16 protein-coding genes are annotated in these 16,416 nt (G+C 71.4%); 7 read left to right on the forward strand and 9 right to left on the reverse strand.

Annotated features, from left to right (window positions below; all coding sequences use genetic code 11):
* The gene (locus ABG085_RS04675) at nt 1-1,287 is read left to right on the forward strand and encodes an ABC transporter substrate-binding protein (RefSeq protein ID WP_347978265.1); all 1,287 of its coding nucleotides are present in this window, start codon (nt 1-3) and stop codon (nt 1,285-1,287) included.
* Nucleotides 1,288-1,567: 280 nt separating this feature from the next.
* Here the strand turns inward: ABG085_RS04675 and ABG085_RS04680 are convergent, their stop codons facing one another.
* The 5 genes from ABG085_RS04680 to ABG085_RS04700 form a co-directional block, all read right to left on the reverse strand.
* On the reverse strand, nt 1,568-3,151 hold the full coding sequence (locus ABG085_RS04680; RefSeq protein ID WP_347978266.1) for an AMP-binding protein: 1,584 nt from the start codon (nt 3,149-3,151) through the stop codon (nt 1,568-1,570).
* Between the two features lie 42 nt (nt 3,152-3,193).
* Nucleotides 3,194-4,435 (reverse strand): acyl-CoA dehydrogenase family protein, encoded by a 1,242-nt coding sequence (locus ABG085_RS04685; protein WP_347978267.1) that lies wholly within the window; start codon nt 4,433-4,435, stop codon nt 3,194-3,196.
* The gene (locus ABG085_RS04690) at nt 4,435-5,472 is read right to left on the reverse strand and encodes a phosphotransferase family protein (RefSeq protein ID WP_347978268.1); all 1,038 of its coding nucleotides are present in this window, start codon (nt 5,470-5,472) and stop codon (nt 4,435-4,437) included. Before ABG085_RS04690 ends, ABG085_RS04685 begins: the two co-directional genes overlap by 1 nt.
* 652 nt (nt 5,473-6,124) lie before the next feature.
* Nucleotides 6,125-6,631, reverse strand: a complete 507-nt coding sequence (locus ABG085_RS04695; RefSeq protein WP_347978269.1) for a thioesterase family protein — start codon at nt 6,629-6,631, stop codon at nt 6,125-6,127.
* Nucleotides 6,628-7,326 carry a QsdR family transcriptional regulator gene (locus ABG085_RS04700; RefSeq protein ID WP_347978270.1) on the reverse strand — a complete coding sequence of 233 codons (699 nt, stop codon included), beginning with the start codon at nt 7,324-7,326 and terminating at the stop codon, nt 6,628-6,630. The genes ABG085_RS04695 and ABG085_RS04700 overlap by 4 nt, the downstream gene beginning before the upstream one ends.
* 108 nt (nt 7,327-7,434) lie before the next feature.
* On the opposite strand from ABG085_RS04700, the gene ABG085_RS04705 reads away from it, so the two are divergent.
* A complete protein-coding gene (locus ABG085_RS04705) occupies nt 7,435-8,706 on the forward strand; it encodes an acyl-CoA dehydrogenase family protein (RefSeq protein ID WP_347978271.1) in 1,272 nt (423 codons plus the stop codon).
* 68 nt (nt 8,707-8,774) lie between these two features.
* Entirely contained in the window at nt 8,775-9,989 is a 1,215-nt protein-coding gene (locus ABG085_RS04710) for an acetyl-CoA C-acetyltransferase (protein WP_347978272.1), read from the forward strand.
* 28 nt (nt 9,990-10,017) lie between these two features.
* Here the strand turns inward: ABG085_RS04710 and ABG085_RS04715 are convergent, their stop codons facing one another.
* Nucleotides 10,018-10,227 carry a hypothetical protein gene (locus ABG085_RS04715; protein WP_347978273.1) on the reverse strand — a complete coding sequence of 70 codons (210 nt, stop codon included), beginning with the start codon at nt 10,225-10,227 and terminating at the stop codon, nt 10,018-10,020.
* Nucleotides 10,228-10,351: 124 nt separating this feature from the next.
* On the opposite strand from ABG085_RS04715, the gene ABG085_RS04720 reads away from it, so the two are divergent.
* From ABG085_RS04720 to ABG085_RS04730, 3 genes are all read left to right on the forward strand, one after another.
* Nucleotides 10,352-10,744 carry an MmcQ/YjbR family DNA-binding protein gene (locus ABG085_RS04720; protein WP_347978274.1) on the forward strand — a complete coding sequence of 131 codons (393 nt, stop codon included), beginning with the start codon at nt 10,352-10,354 and terminating at the stop codon, nt 10,742-10,744.
* A 107-nt stretch (nt 10,745-10,851) separates the two neighbouring features.
* Nucleotides 10,852-11,892: a serine hydrolase domain-containing protein gene (locus ABG085_RS04725; RefSeq protein WP_347978275.1), complete on the forward strand. Its 1,041-nt coding sequence runs from the start codon at nt 10,852-10,854 to the stop codon at nt 11,890-11,892.
* A 187-nt stretch (nt 11,893-12,079) separates the two neighbouring features.
* Nucleotides 12,080-12,688, forward strand: coding sequence for a VanZ family protein (locus ABG085_RS04730; RefSeq protein WP_347978276.1), 609 nt, complete (start codon nt 12,080-12,082; stop codon nt 12,686-12,688).
* Between the two features lie 19 nt (nt 12,689-12,707).
* On the opposite strand, the gene ABG085_RS04735 is transcribed toward ABG085_RS04730, so the two are convergent.
* Genes ABG085_RS04735 through ABG085_RS04745 form a run of 3 tightly spaced genes read right to left on the reverse strand, consistent with a single transcriptional unit; the run spans nt 12,708 to nt 15,087 of the window.
* Nucleotides 12,708-13,166, reverse strand: a complete 459-nt coding sequence (locus ABG085_RS04735) for a MaoC family dehydratase (RefSeq protein ID WP_347978277.1) — start codon at nt 13,164-13,166, stop codon at nt 12,708-12,710.
* Nucleotides 13,163-13,912 (reverse strand): SDR family oxidoreductase, encoded by a 750-nt coding sequence (locus tag ABG085_RS04740; protein ID WP_347978278.1) that lies wholly within the window; start codon nt 13,910-13,912, stop codon nt 13,163-13,165. Before ABG085_RS04740 ends, ABG085_RS04735 begins: the two co-directional genes overlap by 4 nt.
* Nucleotides 13,909-15,087, reverse strand: coding sequence for an alcohol dehydrogenase catalytic domain-containing protein (locus ABG085_RS04745; protein WP_347978279.1), 1,179 nt, complete (start codon nt 15,085-15,087; stop codon nt 13,909-13,911). Before ABG085_RS04745 ends, ABG085_RS04740 begins: the two co-directional genes overlap by 4 nt.
* A gap of 159 nt (nt 15,088-15,246) precedes the next feature.
* On the opposite strand from ABG085_RS04745, the gene ABG085_RS04750 reads away from it, so the two are divergent.
* Nucleotides 15,247-16,404 (forward strand): serine hydrolase domain-containing protein, encoded by a 1,158-nt coding sequence (locus ABG085_RS04750; RefSeq protein WP_347978280.1) that lies wholly within the window; start codon nt 15,247-15,249, stop codon nt 16,402-16,404.
* Nucleotides 16,405-16,416 lie beyond the last annotated feature (12 nt).

The following is a 16,416-nucleotide window of genomic DNA, read 5'->3' on the forward strand; positions in this document are numbered from 1 at the left end:
ATGTCACAGCACTCCACCGCGCGCCGCGTCGCGGCCCTGGTCGGCGCATCCGCCCTCCTCGTCGCGCTCGCCGGCTGCAGCACGCCCGCCGCCACCGGCGGCCCCGACGAAGACATCCCGGGCATCAGCGACGACACCGTGACGATCGGCACGCACACGCCCCTGACCGGGCCCGCCGCGGCGGGATACTCGTCGATCTCGGCCGCCGCCACGGCCTACTTCGCCTACCTCAACGAGAACGGCGGTGTGCACGGCCGCGAGATCGAGTACATCGTCAAGGACGACGGCTACAACCCGGCGAACACGCAGACGGTCGTGCGCGAACTCGTGCAGGAGGACGAGGTGTTCGCAATCCTGAACGGCCTCGGCACGCCGACCCACACCGCGGTGCTCGACTACCTGAACCAGAACGAGGTGCCCGACCTGTTCGTCGCATCGGGCTCGACGAGCTGGAACCAGCCCGAGAAGTACCCCTGGACGTTCGGGTTCAACGCCGACTACGTCGTCGAGGGCGCCGCGCTCGCGCAGTATGCCGCCGACGAGTATCCCGACAAGGTCGTGTGCCTGCTCGGGCAGGACGACGACTTCGGCGACGAGATGATCGAGGGCGCCGAACTCGCCCTCGGCGCCGACGGACTGGCGCAGGTCGAGCGGTACTCGGTCTCGAACCAGGACGTCGCGGCGCAGATCGGCGCGCTCAAGGCGGCCGGATGCGAGATCAACATCCTGGCGACCATCAACGGCTTCACGGCGCTCGCGCTCGGCACCGCCGCGCAGCTGGGGTGGTTCCCGATGTGGTTCTCGTCGTCATCGGGCGCGAGCTACGAGACGCTCGTCGAATACCTCGGCGCCGACGTTGGGCCCAAGCTGCTGCAGGGCCTCGTGGGCACGAACTACCTGCCGGCCGCGGGCGGCGGCTCGGAGTGGGTGTCGCTCTTCCGGCAGATCAACGACGAGTACAACGACGGCGCGCCGTTCGACGGCAACACCGTCTACGGCATGAGCGTCGCGTACCTGTTCGCCGAGGCGCTCGAGGCGGCGGGCGAGAACCCGACGCGCCAGTCGCTGATCGACGCCGTCAGCTCCGGCGACCTCGCGGGCAACGGCATCCTTCCGCTGTCGTTCGGCGAGGACAGCCACGCCGCCTACCTCGGCGCCGGCATCACCACCGTCGACCAGGGCGTGCAGGACTACATCGGCACGACCTACGCCGTCGACGGCGGGACCGTGACCACGGTCGAGCCGTCGCCCGTGGCGCTGTCGGGCGAGGGCGTGCCCGGCTCCTGAGTCCCCCCGCTCAGGCATCAGGCCCGGACCCTGCGGGGTCCGGGCCTTCGGTGTGCGCGGGCGTTTCGTCTCGCTCCGCTCGCTCAACGACCGGAATGGATCGGTCGTTGAGCGAGCGAGGAACGCGGTCGTTGAGCGAGCTTGCGAGTCGAAACGCAGAGACGAAACGCGCCTGACTGCGTCGGAGGGTTTGAGCGCGTTTCGTCTCGGTCGCTGGCGCTCCCTCGCTCAACGACCTGGGTGCATCGGTTGAGCGAGCGAGCGATGAGCGGGGCGTGGCTCAGGGCACGGGGGAGAACTGGGCGACCAGCTCGCGCTTCAGCACCTTGCCGCTGGAGCCCAGCGGCAGCGCGGGCACGACGTGGACGACGCGGGGGTACTTGTACGCGGCGATGCGGTCGCGCACGAACGCCACGACCTCGGCCGGGTCCAGGTCGACGCCGTCGTGCGGCACCACGGCGGCGTGCACCTCCTGCCCGCGCACGTCGTCGGCGACGCCGAACACCGCCGCCAGGGCGATCCCCGGATGCCGCGCCAGCACCGCCTCGACCTCGGTCGGGTAGACGTTGTAGCCCGACCGCACGATCATGTCCTTCTTGCGGTCCACGATCGTGAGGATGCCGTCGGTGTACATGCCCAGGTCGCCGGTGCGGAACCAGCCGTCGACGACGGCGGCGGCCGAGGCATCCTCTCGTCCGAGGTAGCCCTTGAACAGGTTGTGGCCGCGCACGACGATCTCGCCGAGCGCCTCCGGCTCGTCGAGCAGCACGACGGCGTCGTCGGTCTCGGGGTCGGCGACGGCGACGTCGACGCCCCACAGGGCGCGGCCGACGGTTCCGGGCCGGATCGGCTGGTGCAGCGGATTCGACGACACCGTCGGGGCGGTCTCGGTGAGCCCGTACCCCTCGTGCACGTCGGCGCCGAACGCGTCGCGGAAGCCCTCGAGCACCGCCACCGGCAGCGCCGCGCCGCCCGAGACGGCGTAGCGCAGCGGCGGTCGGGCGGGCGAGCGCCGGGCGGCCTCGAGCATCCCGACGTACATCGTGGGCACGGCGGTGAACGCCGTCGCACCGAGCGCGGTGGTGAGGGCGAGCGCTTCATCGGCGTCGAACCGGGGGAGGAGGATGACGGATGCCCCCACCCGCAGCGCGATGTTCATCACGGCGGTCTGCCCGAAGGTGTGGAAGAGCGGCAGCCCGCCGAACACGACGTCGTCGGGGCCGAGGTCGAAGGCGTCGATGAGCGTGGTGTGCACCTGCTCGACGATGGACAGGTGCGAGCCGACGGCGCCCTTGGGAGTGCCGGTGGTGCCGCTCGTGTACAGGATGGTGGCGGCATCCAGCGGCGAGACCGCCTCGTGGTGGACGATCGGCGCGGCCGTCGCGGCCTCGGCTTCGAGGCGCGGCAGGTCGACACCCGCGTCGGCGGGCAGCAGCACGGTCAGCAGGGGCACCCCGGTGGCCGTGGCCGCGGGAACGGCCTCGCCCAGCAGCGGCGCGGCGGCGACCAGCACGTCGGCCCCGGAGTCGCGCAGCACGAAGGCGATCTCGTCGGCCTTGAAGAGCAGATGCACCGGCACCACGATCGCGCCGAGCGACAGGGCTGCGTAGTAGACGCGGGCGAAATCAGGCACGTTGGGCACGAGCATCGCGACGCGGTCGCCCCGGCCGATGCCGCGCGCACGCAGCGCGCCGGCGTACGCGCGGGTCTGATCCCAGAGCTCCCGGTAGGTCGTCGTCGTGCCGGCGAAGTGGAACGCGGTGCGATCCGCGTGACGGACGGCGGACTCGGCGAGGATGCTCGCGACCGACAGCGTCGCGAAGCCGGGCCCGTCGATGGCGGGGTCGGGGCGGTGTGTGGTCATGATCGTCTCCTTCGACGCTCGAGCCGTGTGGTCGGGGGGTGGTCAGCCGCGCAGCTGCGCGCGACCGAGGCCGGCGAGGTGCACCTCGTCAGGACCGTCGGCGATGCGCAGCGACCGCACGCCGGCGTAGAGCTCGGCGAGCGGGGTGTCGGACGAGACGCCGGCGCCGCCGTGCAGCTGGATGGCGCGGTCGATGATCTGCTGCACCGCGCGGGGCACCGCGATCTTGATCGCCTGGATCTCGGTCATCGCGTGCTTGTTGCCCACGGTGTCCATGAGCCACGCGGTCTTGAGGACGAGCAGCCGCAGCGCCTCGAGCTGGATGCGGGCCTCGGCGATCCACTCGCGCACGACGCCCTGCTCGGAGAGCGAGCGCCCGAACGCGTGCCGGGACGACGCGCGCTCGATCATGAGCGCGAGCGCCCGCTCGCCCATGCCGAGGGCGCGCATGCAGTGGTGGATGCGTCCGGGGCCGAGCCGGGCCTGGGCGATCGCGAACCCGTCGCCCTCGCCGGCGATGAGATTCTCGGCCGGAACACGCACCTCCTCGAAGGCGATCTCGGCGTGACCGCCGTGGTCGCGGTCGTCGTAGCCGAACACGCTCAGCGGGCGCACGATGCGCACTCCCGCGGTGTCACGGGGAACCAGGATCATGGACTGCTGACGGTGGCGTGCGGCATCCGGATCCGTCTTTCCCATGACGATGAAGATCGCCGCATCGGGGTTCATCGCGCCGGTCGACCACCACTTGCGGCCGGTGACGACGTAGTGGTCGCCGTCGCGGCGGATCCGGGTGCCGATGTTCGTCGCGTCGGACGACGCCACCTCCGGCTCGGTCATGCAGAACGCCGAGCGGATGCGGGCGTCGAGGAGCGGCTCCAGCCAGCGCTCCTTCTGCGCCGGCGTGCCGAAGTCGTTGAGCACCTCCATGTTGCCGGTGTCGGGGGCGGCGCAGTTGAACGCGGCCGGTGCGAGGCGCGGGCTCCACCCGGTGACCTCGGCGACGGGGGCGTACTGGAGGTTGGTCAGCCCCGCCCCGCCGTTCGCGCCGCCGTGTTCGCCGCCGTGCTCGCCGCCGTGTCCGCCGGGGAGGAAGAGGTTCCACAGCCCCTGCGCGCGGGCCGTGGTCTGCAGCTCGCGCAACACCGGACGCACGGTCCAGTCGTCGGGGGTGGCGGCCAGCTGCTCGTCGAGCACCGGTTCGGCAGGCAGCACGTGCTCGTCGAGGAACGCGCGGGCGCGCTCCGTGAGTTCGAGCGTTCGTTCGTCGGGCGCGAAGTCCATCAGCGCACCTCCAGTCCCTTCTGTGCGAGCGGCTCGACGAGCGCGCCCATCCGGTCGAAGCCTTCGCCGACGGTGTCGCCGGCCTGATAGCGGTAGTGGATGCCCTCGAGGATGACGGCGAGCTTGTACGCCGCGAAGGCGCGATACCAGTGCAGATCCGGGATGCCGATCCCCGCGCGCTGCGCGTAGACCTCGACGAGCTCGTCGAACGTCGGGTAGCCGGCGGCGAGGTCGACCGCGCTGGGAACCGCTCCGGCGGAGCCTCCCGGAAGGTCGGCGATGTCCCAGTAGAGCGCGAAGATGCCGAGGTCGACGAACGGGTCGCCGAGCGTCGCCATCTCCCAGTCGAGGATCGCCGAGATGCGTGGCGCGTCGGCGTCCCCGACGACGAGCGCATTGTCGAGGCGGAAGTCGCCGTGGACGATCCCGGTGCGCGAGGAATGCGGCATCCCTTCGGCCAGGGATTCCTGGAGGGCGTCGAGCGCGGGGGTGTCGCGCGAACGGGACGCATCGAACTGACGGCGCCAGGTCGACAGCTGCCGCGCCAGGTAGCCGTCGGGGCGGCCGAAGTCGGCGAGCCCCACGTCGGCGGGGTCCACGGCGTGCAGGTCGGCGAGGCATCGCACCAGGTCGATGCTGAGGCTGCGCAGCCCTGCCGCGTTGTAGGCCGAGTTCTGGGACGGGCGGGCGAGCACGATCCCGGGGGAACGCTCCATCACGAAGAACACGGTGCCGGTGACACGGCCGGCCTCGGTGTCGTCGACGACGTCGACGGTGCGGGGCACCGGCACCGCGGTGCCGGTGAGGGCGGAGATCACCCGGTGCTCGCGCCGCATGTCGTGCGCGCTCGAGAGGACGTGCCCGAGCGGCGGGCGGCGGACGATGAGAGGCGTGCGGGTTCCGTCGACGGCGTACGTGAGGTTGCTCCGGCCGCCGGCGATGACGGATGCCTCCACCGGCCCGTCGACGAGCTCGGGGTGCGCCTCGGTCAGCCACGCGGTGAGCCCCGCGACATCGAGCCCGGGAACCTCGGTCATCGTCGACCCTCTCTCTGCCCCTTCGGGGCGCTGACGACAGCATACCGGATGGTCGGTTTGTCGACGCAACCGGCCCGAGGAGACCATACGCACCCGGCGTGCCGACGGGGCTCGAGGCGTTTCGTCTCGGTCGCTGGCGCTCCCTCGCTCAACGACCGGGGCTGTGGGTGGCCGTTCCAGGGTCCGGTCGTTGAGCGAGCGAGACGAAACGCGTCGCACCTGGCGTCTCAGCGGGGGTTCGGGGCGTTTCGTCTCGGTCGCTGGCGCTCCCTCGCTCAACGACCGGGGCTGTGGGTGGCGGTTCCAGGGTCCGGTCGTTGAGCGAGCGAGGAACGAGCGAGACGAAACGCGCCGCACCCGGCGTCTCAGCGGGGGTTCGGGGCGTTTCGTCTCGGTCGCTGGCGCTCCCTCGCTCAACGACCGGGGCTGTGGGTGGCGGTTCCAGGGTCCGGTCGTTGAGCGAGCGAGGAACGAGCGAGACGAAACGCGTCGCACCCGGCGTCTCAGCGGGGGTTCGAGGCGTTTCGTCTCGGTCGCTGGCGCTCCCTCGCTCAACGACCGGGGCTGTGGGTGGCGGTTCCAGGGTCCGGTCGTTGAGCGAGCGAGGAACGAGCGAGACGAAACGCGTCGCACCCGGCGTCTCAGCGGGCGTTCAGGGCGTTTCGTCTCGGTCGCTGGCGCTCCCTCGCTCAACGACCGGGGTGGGGCTGGTGCTCGCAAGGCCGGTGCTCCAATGACCGGTGGTGAGCAGGCGGCCTTCGATCGCCTCGCGGATGGATGCCGGCACCGGCGTCGGGCGGCGGGTCGCGGCATCCACGAAGACATGCACGAAGCGCCCGGTCGCGATCGGCTGGTCTTCGCCGGCTCGCAGGATGCCGAGCGCCCAGGTGACGCTCGTCGTACCGAGGCGTTCGACGCCGATGCCGACCTCGAGCGGCTCGGGGAAGCCCGCCGCGGCGTGGAACTCGCACGATGACGCCGCGCACAGCGCGATCGCCTCGCCGCCGACGGGCTCGAGGCCGCCCTCGCGGATCATGAAGGCGTTCACCGCGGTGTCCATCGCGGCGTAGTAGACGGTGTTGTTGAGGTGCCCGTACTGGTCGTTGTCGTTCCAGCGTGTCGCGAACGGCTCGCGCACCGGGTAGGCCGGCGCGCTCACTCGTCCACCCGCAGGGTCAGGCGGAACGCGACCCGTGCGCGGTCGGCACTCGGGGTGTCGCCCGAGATGAGGTCGGCGTAGGTGAACGATTCGGAGAGGCGCACCAGGATGTACGCGAGATCCGCGGGCGCGATGGCGCCGCCGAGCGGCGCGTCGCCGAGATCACGGCGCACGAGCCAGTCCGCCGTCGCGACGTAGCGGCGCTGGATCGGGCTCTCCTTCGTGGTGAGGAGCCGCAGCGCGCGGGCGGGCTCGCGGCGCAGGAACGACCGGAAGTACTCGGCGGTGATGAGGTCGTCCACGAAATGCGTGAGGATGCCGGCGATCCGGTCGCCGCCGGTGCGCGCGGCGTTGGCGTGCTCGGCCTGCACCAGTGTCGGTATCGCGAGCGACCAGAGCACCTCGCTCAGCAGCGCGTCGCGGTTTCCGACCCAGCGGAAGAGCGAGGTGCGGTCGACCCCGAGGCCTGCAGCGAGAGCCGTCATGTCGATGCGGCGTCCGGCGATGAGCGTGTCGCGCGCCGCCTCGAACGCCCGTCGCGCGTCGGGGTGCGCACCGCTCGCCAGGCGTTCCGACAACCAGGAGGGCGCGGCATCCGTCCCCACCGTCGCAATCGTGACAGGCGCAACCGTGGCGGGGGCGATCGTGATGGGCGCGGTGCCTGCCGGCGAGTTCGTCGGGGCGGTCGGGGTCATGCTCGAACTCTACCCGTCTGAGGGCCACATGCTGCAACGTTTCTGAGAGTGTTGTGCAACGTTCTAAAATATGATGCATACTCGAGCCGTACCGACGAAGGAGAGACGATGACGTTCACCTTGACCGAGCCGCAGGCCAGCCAGTCCGCCGAGGGAGCCCTCGCCGACGTGCTCGACGCCGATTTCTACGGGTTCCAGACGCTGCTCACGGATGTCGAGCAGCAGGCGCTGCGCGAGATCCGCGTGTTCCTCGAGACCGAGGTGCGGCCCTACGCCGACGACCACTGGGACCGCGCCGAGAGCCCTCGCCACCTCGTGCCCCGGATCGCGGAGCTCGGACTGTACGGCAACGCCTTCGCCGAGACGCGCGCGTTCGAGAACAGCAACGTGTTCCGGGGCTGGGTCGCGATGGAGATCTCCCGCGCCGATCCGTCGACCGCGACCTTCATCGGCGTGCACAGCGGGCTGGCGATGACCTCGATCGCCGTCGGCGGCTCCGACGAGCAGCGCGCGGAGTGGCTGCCGGTGCTCGCCCGCGGTGAGCAGATCGCGTGCTTCGGGCTCACCGAGCCCGGGCACGGATCCGACACCGCGAAGGGGCTCGAGACGACGGCCGAGCGCCGCGTCGGCCCGGACGGCACCGACGAGTGGGTGCTCAACGGCGCGAAGCGGTGGATCGGCAACGCCGCGTTCGCCGATGTCGTCGTGATCTGGGCACGGGACGTCGCCGACGACCAGGTCAAGGGGTTCCTGGTGCGCACGCCCTCGGTGGGCTTCGAGGCGACAAAGATCGAGCGAAAGCAGTCGCTGCGGACCGTCGAGAACGCCGACATCGTGCTGACCGACGTCGTCGTGCCCGAGCGCGACCGGCTGCAGCGCATCGACGGCTTCCGCGATCTCGCGGTCGTGCTGCGGCTCACCCGCGCCCAGGTGGCGTGGCAGGCGCTCGGCGTCGCCGTCGGCGCGTACGAGTGTGCGGTGGCCTACGCGAAGGCGCGCGTGCAGTTCGGCAAGCCGATCGCCTCGTTCCAGCTCGTGCAGCAGAAGCTCGCCGATGCGCTCGCGAACATCACCGCCTGCATCGGCATGTGCGTGCGGGTGTCGCAGCTGCAGGACGACGGCGAGCAGAAGGACCACCACTCCGCCATGGCCAAGGCGTTCGTCAGCGCGCGCGTCCGCGAGACGGTCGCCCTGTGCCGCGAGATCTGCGGCGGCAACGGCGTGCAGCTGGGCGGCCAGGAGCAGCTGGGCATCCCCGCGGGCTACGGCATCGCGCGGTACTTCGCCGACGCCGAGGCGGTCTACACCTTCGAGGGCACGTACGACATGAACTCCCTCATCGTGGGCCGCGCCATCACCGGCATCGCCGCGTTCGTCTGACCCGCGGCATCCGTACCCCGCATCGCCCTCGCCCCGCTGCGGCGCGGCACCTCGCCTGAAGGAGAAACATGACCGAGGCCTACATCGTGGCCACCGCACGCTCGCCGATCGGGCGTGCGCGCAAGGGATCGCTCGTCGACGTGCGACCCGACGACCTCGCGGCACGCATGGTCGGCGCGGCGCTCGAGAAGGTGCCCGGGCTCGATCCGGCGCGCATCGACGACCTGCTGCTGGGCTGCGGGCAGCCGGCCGGCGAGCAGGGCTTCAACCTCGCGCGCATCGTGGCGGTGCTGCTCGGATGGGATGCCGTATCCGGCGCGACCGTCAACCGCTACTGCTCGTCGTCCCTGCAGACGACGCGCATGGCGTTCCACGCGATCAGAGCCGGCGAGGGCGACGTGTTCGTATCGGCCGGTGTCGAGTCGGTGTCGCGGTACGGCGCGGGAGCTTCGGATCTTCCGGATGCTGTCAACCCGGCGTTCGCCCCGTCCCTCGAGCGCACCGCCACGAGGTCGGCGGCCGGTGCGGCGCCGTGGCGCGACCCGCGTGCCGACGGCGCGCTGCCCGACCCGTACATCGCGATGGGGCAGACGGCCGAGAACGTCGCACAGGTGCGGGGCGTGACCCGCGAGGAGCAGGACGAGTTCGCCGCCCGTTCGCAGCAGCGTGCGGAGGCCGCGATCGCCTCGGGCTTCTGGGCGCGCGACATCACGCCGGTGACCCTCGCCGACGGCACGGTCGTCGCCGCGGACGACGGCCCGCGAGCGGGAGTCACGGTCGAGGCGCTGGCTGGGCTCGATCCCGTCTTCCGGCCCGACGGCACCGTGACCGCGGGCAACTGCTGTCCGCTCAACGACGGCGCGGCGGCGGTCGTGGTCGTGTCGGACCGCGTCGTGTCGGAGTTGGGCCTCGAGCCCCTCGCGCGGATCGTGTCGACCGGCGTCTCGGGTCTCTCGCCCGAGGTGATGGGACTCGGCCCGGTGGAGGCATCCCGACGCGCCCTCGCGCTGGCCGGCCTCTCCATCGACGACATGGACCTTATCGAGATCAACGAGGCGTTCGCCGCGCAGGTGATCCCGTCGGCGCGCGAACTGGGCGTCGATCCCGAGCGCCTCAACGTGCACGGCGGCGCGATCGCCGTCGGCCATCCTTTCGGCATGACGGGCGCCCGCATCACCTCGACCCTGATCAACGGTCTCGCGGCGACCGGCGGCCGCTACGGCCTCGAGACGATGTGCGTCGGCGGCGGCCAGGGGATGGCAATGGTGCTCGAGCGCGTCTGACCTCCTCAGCGGCTGCCTGCGCCGCTGATCATTTCGCTCCCGGGCGGCGCCGGGCCATGACGATCGCGACGCCGATGAGCCCCAGGCCGACCAGCAGCACGATAGGCCCGATCGTCGCCCACAGGGTCGAGCCGCTCATCACGGACCCGCCCAGCACACCGAAGCCCTGCAGGGTCCAGATCGCCCCCACCGCGGTCAGCAGCACGCCGGGCACGAGATACGGCCAGATCCGCTTCACGCGACCACCCTAGTTCGCGCGGGCAGCCGTCGACAGAGAGCCCGTGTCGCCATCGATGATGCAGGTCCGGGATGCCGGTGGCGCGGGTCCATGCCGTGTCGGAGGCGATGCCTAGGGTAGGTGCGTGGCCACTCTCGACGATCTCCGCCGCACCGCGAACGGGCTTCCGGGCAGTGAGGAGCGCGCGACGACCGGCGGCGCCGCCTGGTTCGTGCGCGGCAAGCTCTACGCGTGGGAGTGCCATCCGTGGCCGAGCATCCCGGCCGACATGCGTGCGATCATCGCGGCCGAGCTCGTGGTCGGCGTGAAGATCGCCGACCCGATCGACGCCCTCGCCCTCCGAGAGATGGCGCCCGACGTGTTCCTGGGCGCCACGACGCCCTGGAGTGAGCCGAAGGTCGCGTTCCGCATGTCGGGAATCGATGACGCCCACCTCGCCGAGCTGGTGACCGAGGCGTGGCGCGTGCAGGCGCCGCGCTACCTGCTCCGCGAATGGGATGCCGCCGGCCCGACGTAGCCGCCGTGCCGTGACGCCCGGGGGTGCAGCTTCGAATCGATCCGTGATGGACTCGACATCACGCGCTCGCGTTCCCGCGTCTGCCTCAGCCGGTTGGAGATCCGACGATGACCATCCCCCTCACGCCCGAGGCACTTGACGCAGCGATCGAGGCCGAGTCGTTCAGCGGCGTGCTCACCATCGATGTCGGAGACCGCCGCACGCTGGAGCGCTGCGAGGGATTCGCGAACCGCGCCCTCCGGGTTCCGAATACCCCGAGCACGCGCATCTCGGCCGCCAGCGGCAACAAGGGCTTGACCGCGCTCGCGATCATGCGACTCGTCGAGGGCGGCCTGCTGGGCCTGCAGGACCCCGTGCGACCCATTCTGGGGGACGACCTGCCCCTGATCGACGACGCGGTGACGATCGAGCACCTGCTCACCCACACCTCGGGGATCGGCGACTACCTCGACGAGGAAGGCGACGGGGAGATCGACGACTACATCTTCTCGCTGCCGTTGCATGCGCTCGCCGAGACCGAGGCCTTCCTGCCCGCCCTCGACGGCTTCCCGCAGAAGTTCCCGCCCGGCGAGCGATTCTCGTACTGCAACGGCGGGTATGTGGTGCTCGCGCTCGTCGCCGAGCGTGTCAGCGGCCGCGGTTTCCATGAACTGGTCCAGACCGAAGTCTGCGAGCGGGCGGAACTCGCCGGCTCCGCATTCCTCCGCTCCGACGACCTCCCCGGGGATGCCGCCCTCGGCTACCTGGATGAGGAGGGCAACCGCACCAACGTGCTGCACCTCCCGGTGCGGGGCAACGGCGACGGCGGGATGTACTTCACCGCGGACGACCTGCACCGGTTCTGGAACGCCTTGCTGGATGGCCGCATCGTGTCGCCTGACACACTCGCCGAGATGATCCGTCCCCGCTTCGACGTGGCGGCCGAGCACAAGCGGTATGGGATGGGCTTCTGGCTGGGCCGCCGCAACTCGTCCCTGATGCTGGAGGGCTACGACGCCGGCGCATCGTTCCGGTCCACGCACATTCCGGAGACGCGCACCACGGTGACCGTACTGGGGAACAGCTCGGAGGGTGCCTGGCCGGTGATCTACGCCCTCGCGGATGCCATGGACGGAACCGTCCGGGGCAGGTTCCCGGACGAGAGCTAGGGGCGCAGTCGCGCGGTCCCGTCATTGAGCAGCTGCGGGGCCGCCGCATGGCACCCCGATTCGCTGCGCTTCGCGGATTCGCATACGCGGACGCAACATCCGGTGCCGTTCACTGGGATCACCCTCCTCGTCGAGAAGGGTCCCTCGACGGGCTTCCAGCCCCGATCAGATCCGGAGACCGGACGCCATGACGACCACCGCACTGCCGCCCGAGCGGGAGGCCGCTTCCGCAGACGCCGCCCCCTTCCGCCTGATCGCGGCGTTCGGGATGTACATGCTCCTGCTCGTGTGGATCGTGCTCTGGAAGCTCGAGCTTCCGTGGGTCGGCGGGGTGGATCGGGTGATCAAGCTCGTGCCGTTCGTCGCGACCGCCGAACAGGGCGCCAGCCGTCCGTCCGAGGTCATCGTCAACCTGCTGCTGTTCGTGCCGTTCGGCCTGTTTCTCGGCCTTCTCGCGCCGTGGTGGAGCTGGCGCCGCCTCGCCGGCGTCACTGCTGTGGTCAGCCTGGCGCTCGAGGCGACCCAGTTCGTGCTGGCCATCGGAAGCACCGACGTCACCGATGTGCTGGTGAACACCGCCGGCGCTCTGATCGGCTTCGGCCTCGTCGCCCTTGCACGACGCCGGCTCCCGGCCGGTGGCCGCGGCATCCTGATCCGGATCTGCGTCATCGGAACGCTCGCGGCGCTGCTCGCCGTGGCGCTCTTCGTCGCCTCACCCATCCACTTCCGCCCGCCACCCGGCTCGGGCATGGGCCACGAGCCGGGGAGCGCGCTGAGCCCGGGCGAGAGGCCCTGACTTTTCCCAGGAGCCTCCTTCAGGCCTCAGGGACGAACAGCGCGACCGTGTCGGCCACGAGCGCCGGGCGCTCCGAGCCCTCGAGCTCGACGGTCGTGCGCAGGCTCACCCGGTAGCCCTGGGGCGACGGATCGGCCGAGGCGACCTCGGTCACGGCCCGCACGCGGGAGTCGACGGTCACCGGCTGCAGGAACCGCACCCTGTCGAGCCCGTAGTTCACCACCATCGAGGTGCCGTCGACCGACAGCAGCCCCGCGGTCAGCCGCGGCAGCAGCGACAGCGTGAGGTACCCATGCGCGATGGTCGCGCCGAAGGGACCGGATGCCGCGCGGTCGGCGTCGAGGTGGATCCACTGCCAGTCCTCGGTCGCGTCGGCGAACGCCTGGATCCGCTGCTGGTCGATGGCGAACCAGTCGCCGGTGGCGGTGCTGCCGACGGCGTCGGCGAGCGCGGCGGGGGAGTCGACGACGATGCTCATGCGCGCGGACCTCCGGCGACGTACAGCACCTGGCCCGACACGAATCCGGCCTCTTCCGAGCAGAAGAACGACGCGGCCGCGGCGATGTCGTCGGGATAGCCGGCGCGCTGCACGGGGATCTCCTTCGCGTTGTGCGCGATGAAGTCCTCGAATCCGACGCCCAGCCGGTCGGCCGTGGATCGCGTCATGTCGGTGACGATGAACCCCGGTGCGATCGCGTTGGCGGTGACGCCGTACCGGCCGAGCTCGATGGCGAGGGTCTTGGTGAAGCCCTGCATGCCGGCCTTGGCGGCCGCGTAGTTCGCCTGCCCGCGGTTGCCCAGTGCCGATGTCGACGAGAGGTTCACGATGCGGCCCCAGTTCGCCTTCACCTGGTGCTCCTGCACCGCGCGGGACATCAGGAAGGCCCCGCGCAGGTGCACCGCCAGCACGGCGTCCCAGTCGTCCTCGGTCATCTTGAACAGCAGATTGTCGCGGATGATCCCGGCGTTGTTCACGAGGATGGTGGGCGCGCCGAGCTCCTCGGCGATGTGCGCGACCGCGCGCTCCACCGACGCCGCGTCGGCCACGTTGGCGCCGACGGCGAGCGCGCGGCCCCCGGCATCCGTGATCGCGCCGACGGTCTGGGCGCACTGCGCCTCGTCGAGGTCGAGCACGGCGACGGCGTGGCCGTCGGCGGCGAGGCGCTGGGCGGTGGCGGCGCCGATGCCGCGTGCGGCGCCGGTGACGATGGCGGTTCTGGTCATGCGTGATTCCCTTCGGAGGTTCTCTGCTGGTCGAACTGGATCAACTGGCGCAGCTCGCCTCCCGCGGCGAGCCGGTCCATCGCGGCGTCGAGGTCGTCGAGGCCGATGCGGGACGAGACGAGTCGCTCGAGCGGCAGGCGTCCCGCACGCCACAGCTCGACATAAAGGGGGATGTCGCGGCTGGGCACCGCGGATCCGAGGTAGCTGCCGACGATCGTGCGCGCCTCGGCCGTGAGCACGAGCGGCGACACGCTCGCGCGCGCGTCGGGTGCCGGCAGCCCCACCGTGACGGTGGTGCCGCCGGGTGCGGTGAGCGCGAGGGCCGTCTCGAAGGCGCGCGCGGCGCCCGCCGCCTCGATGACGACGGGAGCACGGATGCCGCGGTCCACAGCCTCCGCCGGAGTCAATGCCTCCACGGCTCCGCACGCGAGCGCGTGCGCGAGCTTGCCGGGCACGTTGTCGACGCCGATCACCTCGTGCCCGAGGGCGACGGCGACCAGGAGCGCCGCCATGCCGACCCCGCCGAGCCCGACCACGGCGACGCGGTCGCCCGGCGCCGGGCGGCCCGCGTTGACCACCGCGCCGCCGCCGGTCAGCACCGCACAGCCGAGCAGCGCCGCGATCTCGGCCGGCACGTCGGCGTCCACCGGCACGACCGACGCGCGGTTCACCACCGCGTGCGTCGCGAAGGCCGAGACCCCGAGATGATGGCGGACGTCCTGCGTCCGGCCGCCGTCCTCCTCGCCGTCCCCGTCGTCGCCCCCACCGCGGAGGCGGTGCAGGCGGATGCCGCCGCCGAGCAGGGTTCCGGCATTGTTCGCCGCCGTGCCGGGGGCGCACGGCAGCCGCCCGTCGGTGCGGCATCCGTCGCAGTCGCCGCATCGCGGCAGGAACGTCATGACGACCCGATCGCCGGGCGCGATGTCGTCGACGGCCTCACCGGCCCGCTCGACGATGCCGGCGGCCTCGTGTCCGAGCAGCATCGGCACGGGCCGCACGCGGTTGCCGTCGACGACGCTGAGGTCGGAATGGCAGACCCCCGCGGCCTCGATGCGCACGAGCAGTTCGCCCGGGGCCGGCTCGTCGAGCTCGAGCTCCCCGACCGTGAAGGGTCGGCTCTGTGCGAACGGCGGCTGCGCGCCCGACACCTCGAGCACCGCTCCGGTGATCTTCATCCCGACCTCCTCGTCGTGACGCCGCGCGCAATCGGCGTCGGCACACCAGCCTCTCGCGAATCCCTCGACGCGGGTGCGTGACAAGCATACCGACCGCGCGGTATGCTCGCGTCCACCCGGCAGCGACGCCGCCGGAGCCGAGGGTCGAAGGAGACCACGATGTCGAACAGCGCTGCTCTCGCCGTGACGGTGGACGGGGACGCCGACGCCCGCTTTGCCGGGCTCGCCGACGCCTTCCGCACGAATCTGGCCAGCGGGGAGGAGCTGGGCGGCTCGCTCTGCGTGCTCGTCGACGGACGGCCGCTGGTCGACGTCTGGGGCGGATGGAGCGATCCCGAGCGCACCCGGGCGTGGGAGCCCGACACGATCACGAACGTCTGGTCGATCTCCAAGACCGTCTCTTCGCTCGCCGCACTGCTGCTGATCGACCGCGGCCTCCTCGACCCCGATGCTCCTGTCGCCGCGTACTGGCCCGAGTTCGGCGCCGCCGGCAAGGAGGGCGTGCTGGTCCGCCACGTGCTGACGCACTCCTCCGGCGTCTCGGGCTGGGATCAGCCCGTCTCCGCCGAAGACATCATCGATGTGGATGCCGCGACCGACCGCCTCGCGGCTCAGGCTCCGTGGTGGCCCGCGGGCGCCGCATCGGGCTACCACCTTCTCGACTACGGGCATCTGATCCACGGCCTGGTCCGTGCCGTGACCGGCGACGGGCTCGGCGCGTTCGTCGCCGCCGAGCTGGCCGGCCCCCTCGGCGCCGACTTCTGGCTCGGTCTCCCCGCCGACCAGGACCACCGGGTCTCGCCGGTCGTCCCGCCGCCGCCCTCGCAGCTGGACCTGTCGGCGCTTCCCCCTGACTCGCCCGCCGCACGGACCTTCACGGGGCCCGCGCTCGGGGCCGAGGTCACCTGGACCCGCGCATGGCGTGCCGCGGGCATCGGCGCGGCCGGCGGGCACGGCAACGCGCGCTCCGCCGCACGGCTGAACGCGCTCGTCGCCGGTCGCGGCGAGGTCGACGGACGACGGATGCTGTCACCCGAGGCCGTCGACCTGATCTTCGGTGCGCCGGTCGACGGCGTCGACCTGGTGCTCGGCCTGCCGCTGCGGTGGGGACTCGGCTGGGGGCTGCGGCATCCGCTCTCCACCTCGTACATCCCCGAAGGGCGCGTGGCGTTCTGGGGCGGCTGGGGCGGATCGCTGGTGACGGCCGACATTGATCGGGGCGTGACCTTCGCCTACGTCATGAACCGCATGTCGGACGGCATCCTGGCCTCCGAACGCGCCCGCACGTACCTGCGCGCCGTGTACGACGCGCTCTGAATCTGAGCCGAA

It is taken from the genome of Microbacterium sp. ProA8, assembly GCF_039905635.1.
In the GTDB taxonomy this organism is placed as follows: domain Bacteria; phylum Actinomycetota; class Actinomycetes; order Actinomycetales; family Microbacteriaceae; genus Microbacterium; species Microbacterium chionoecetis.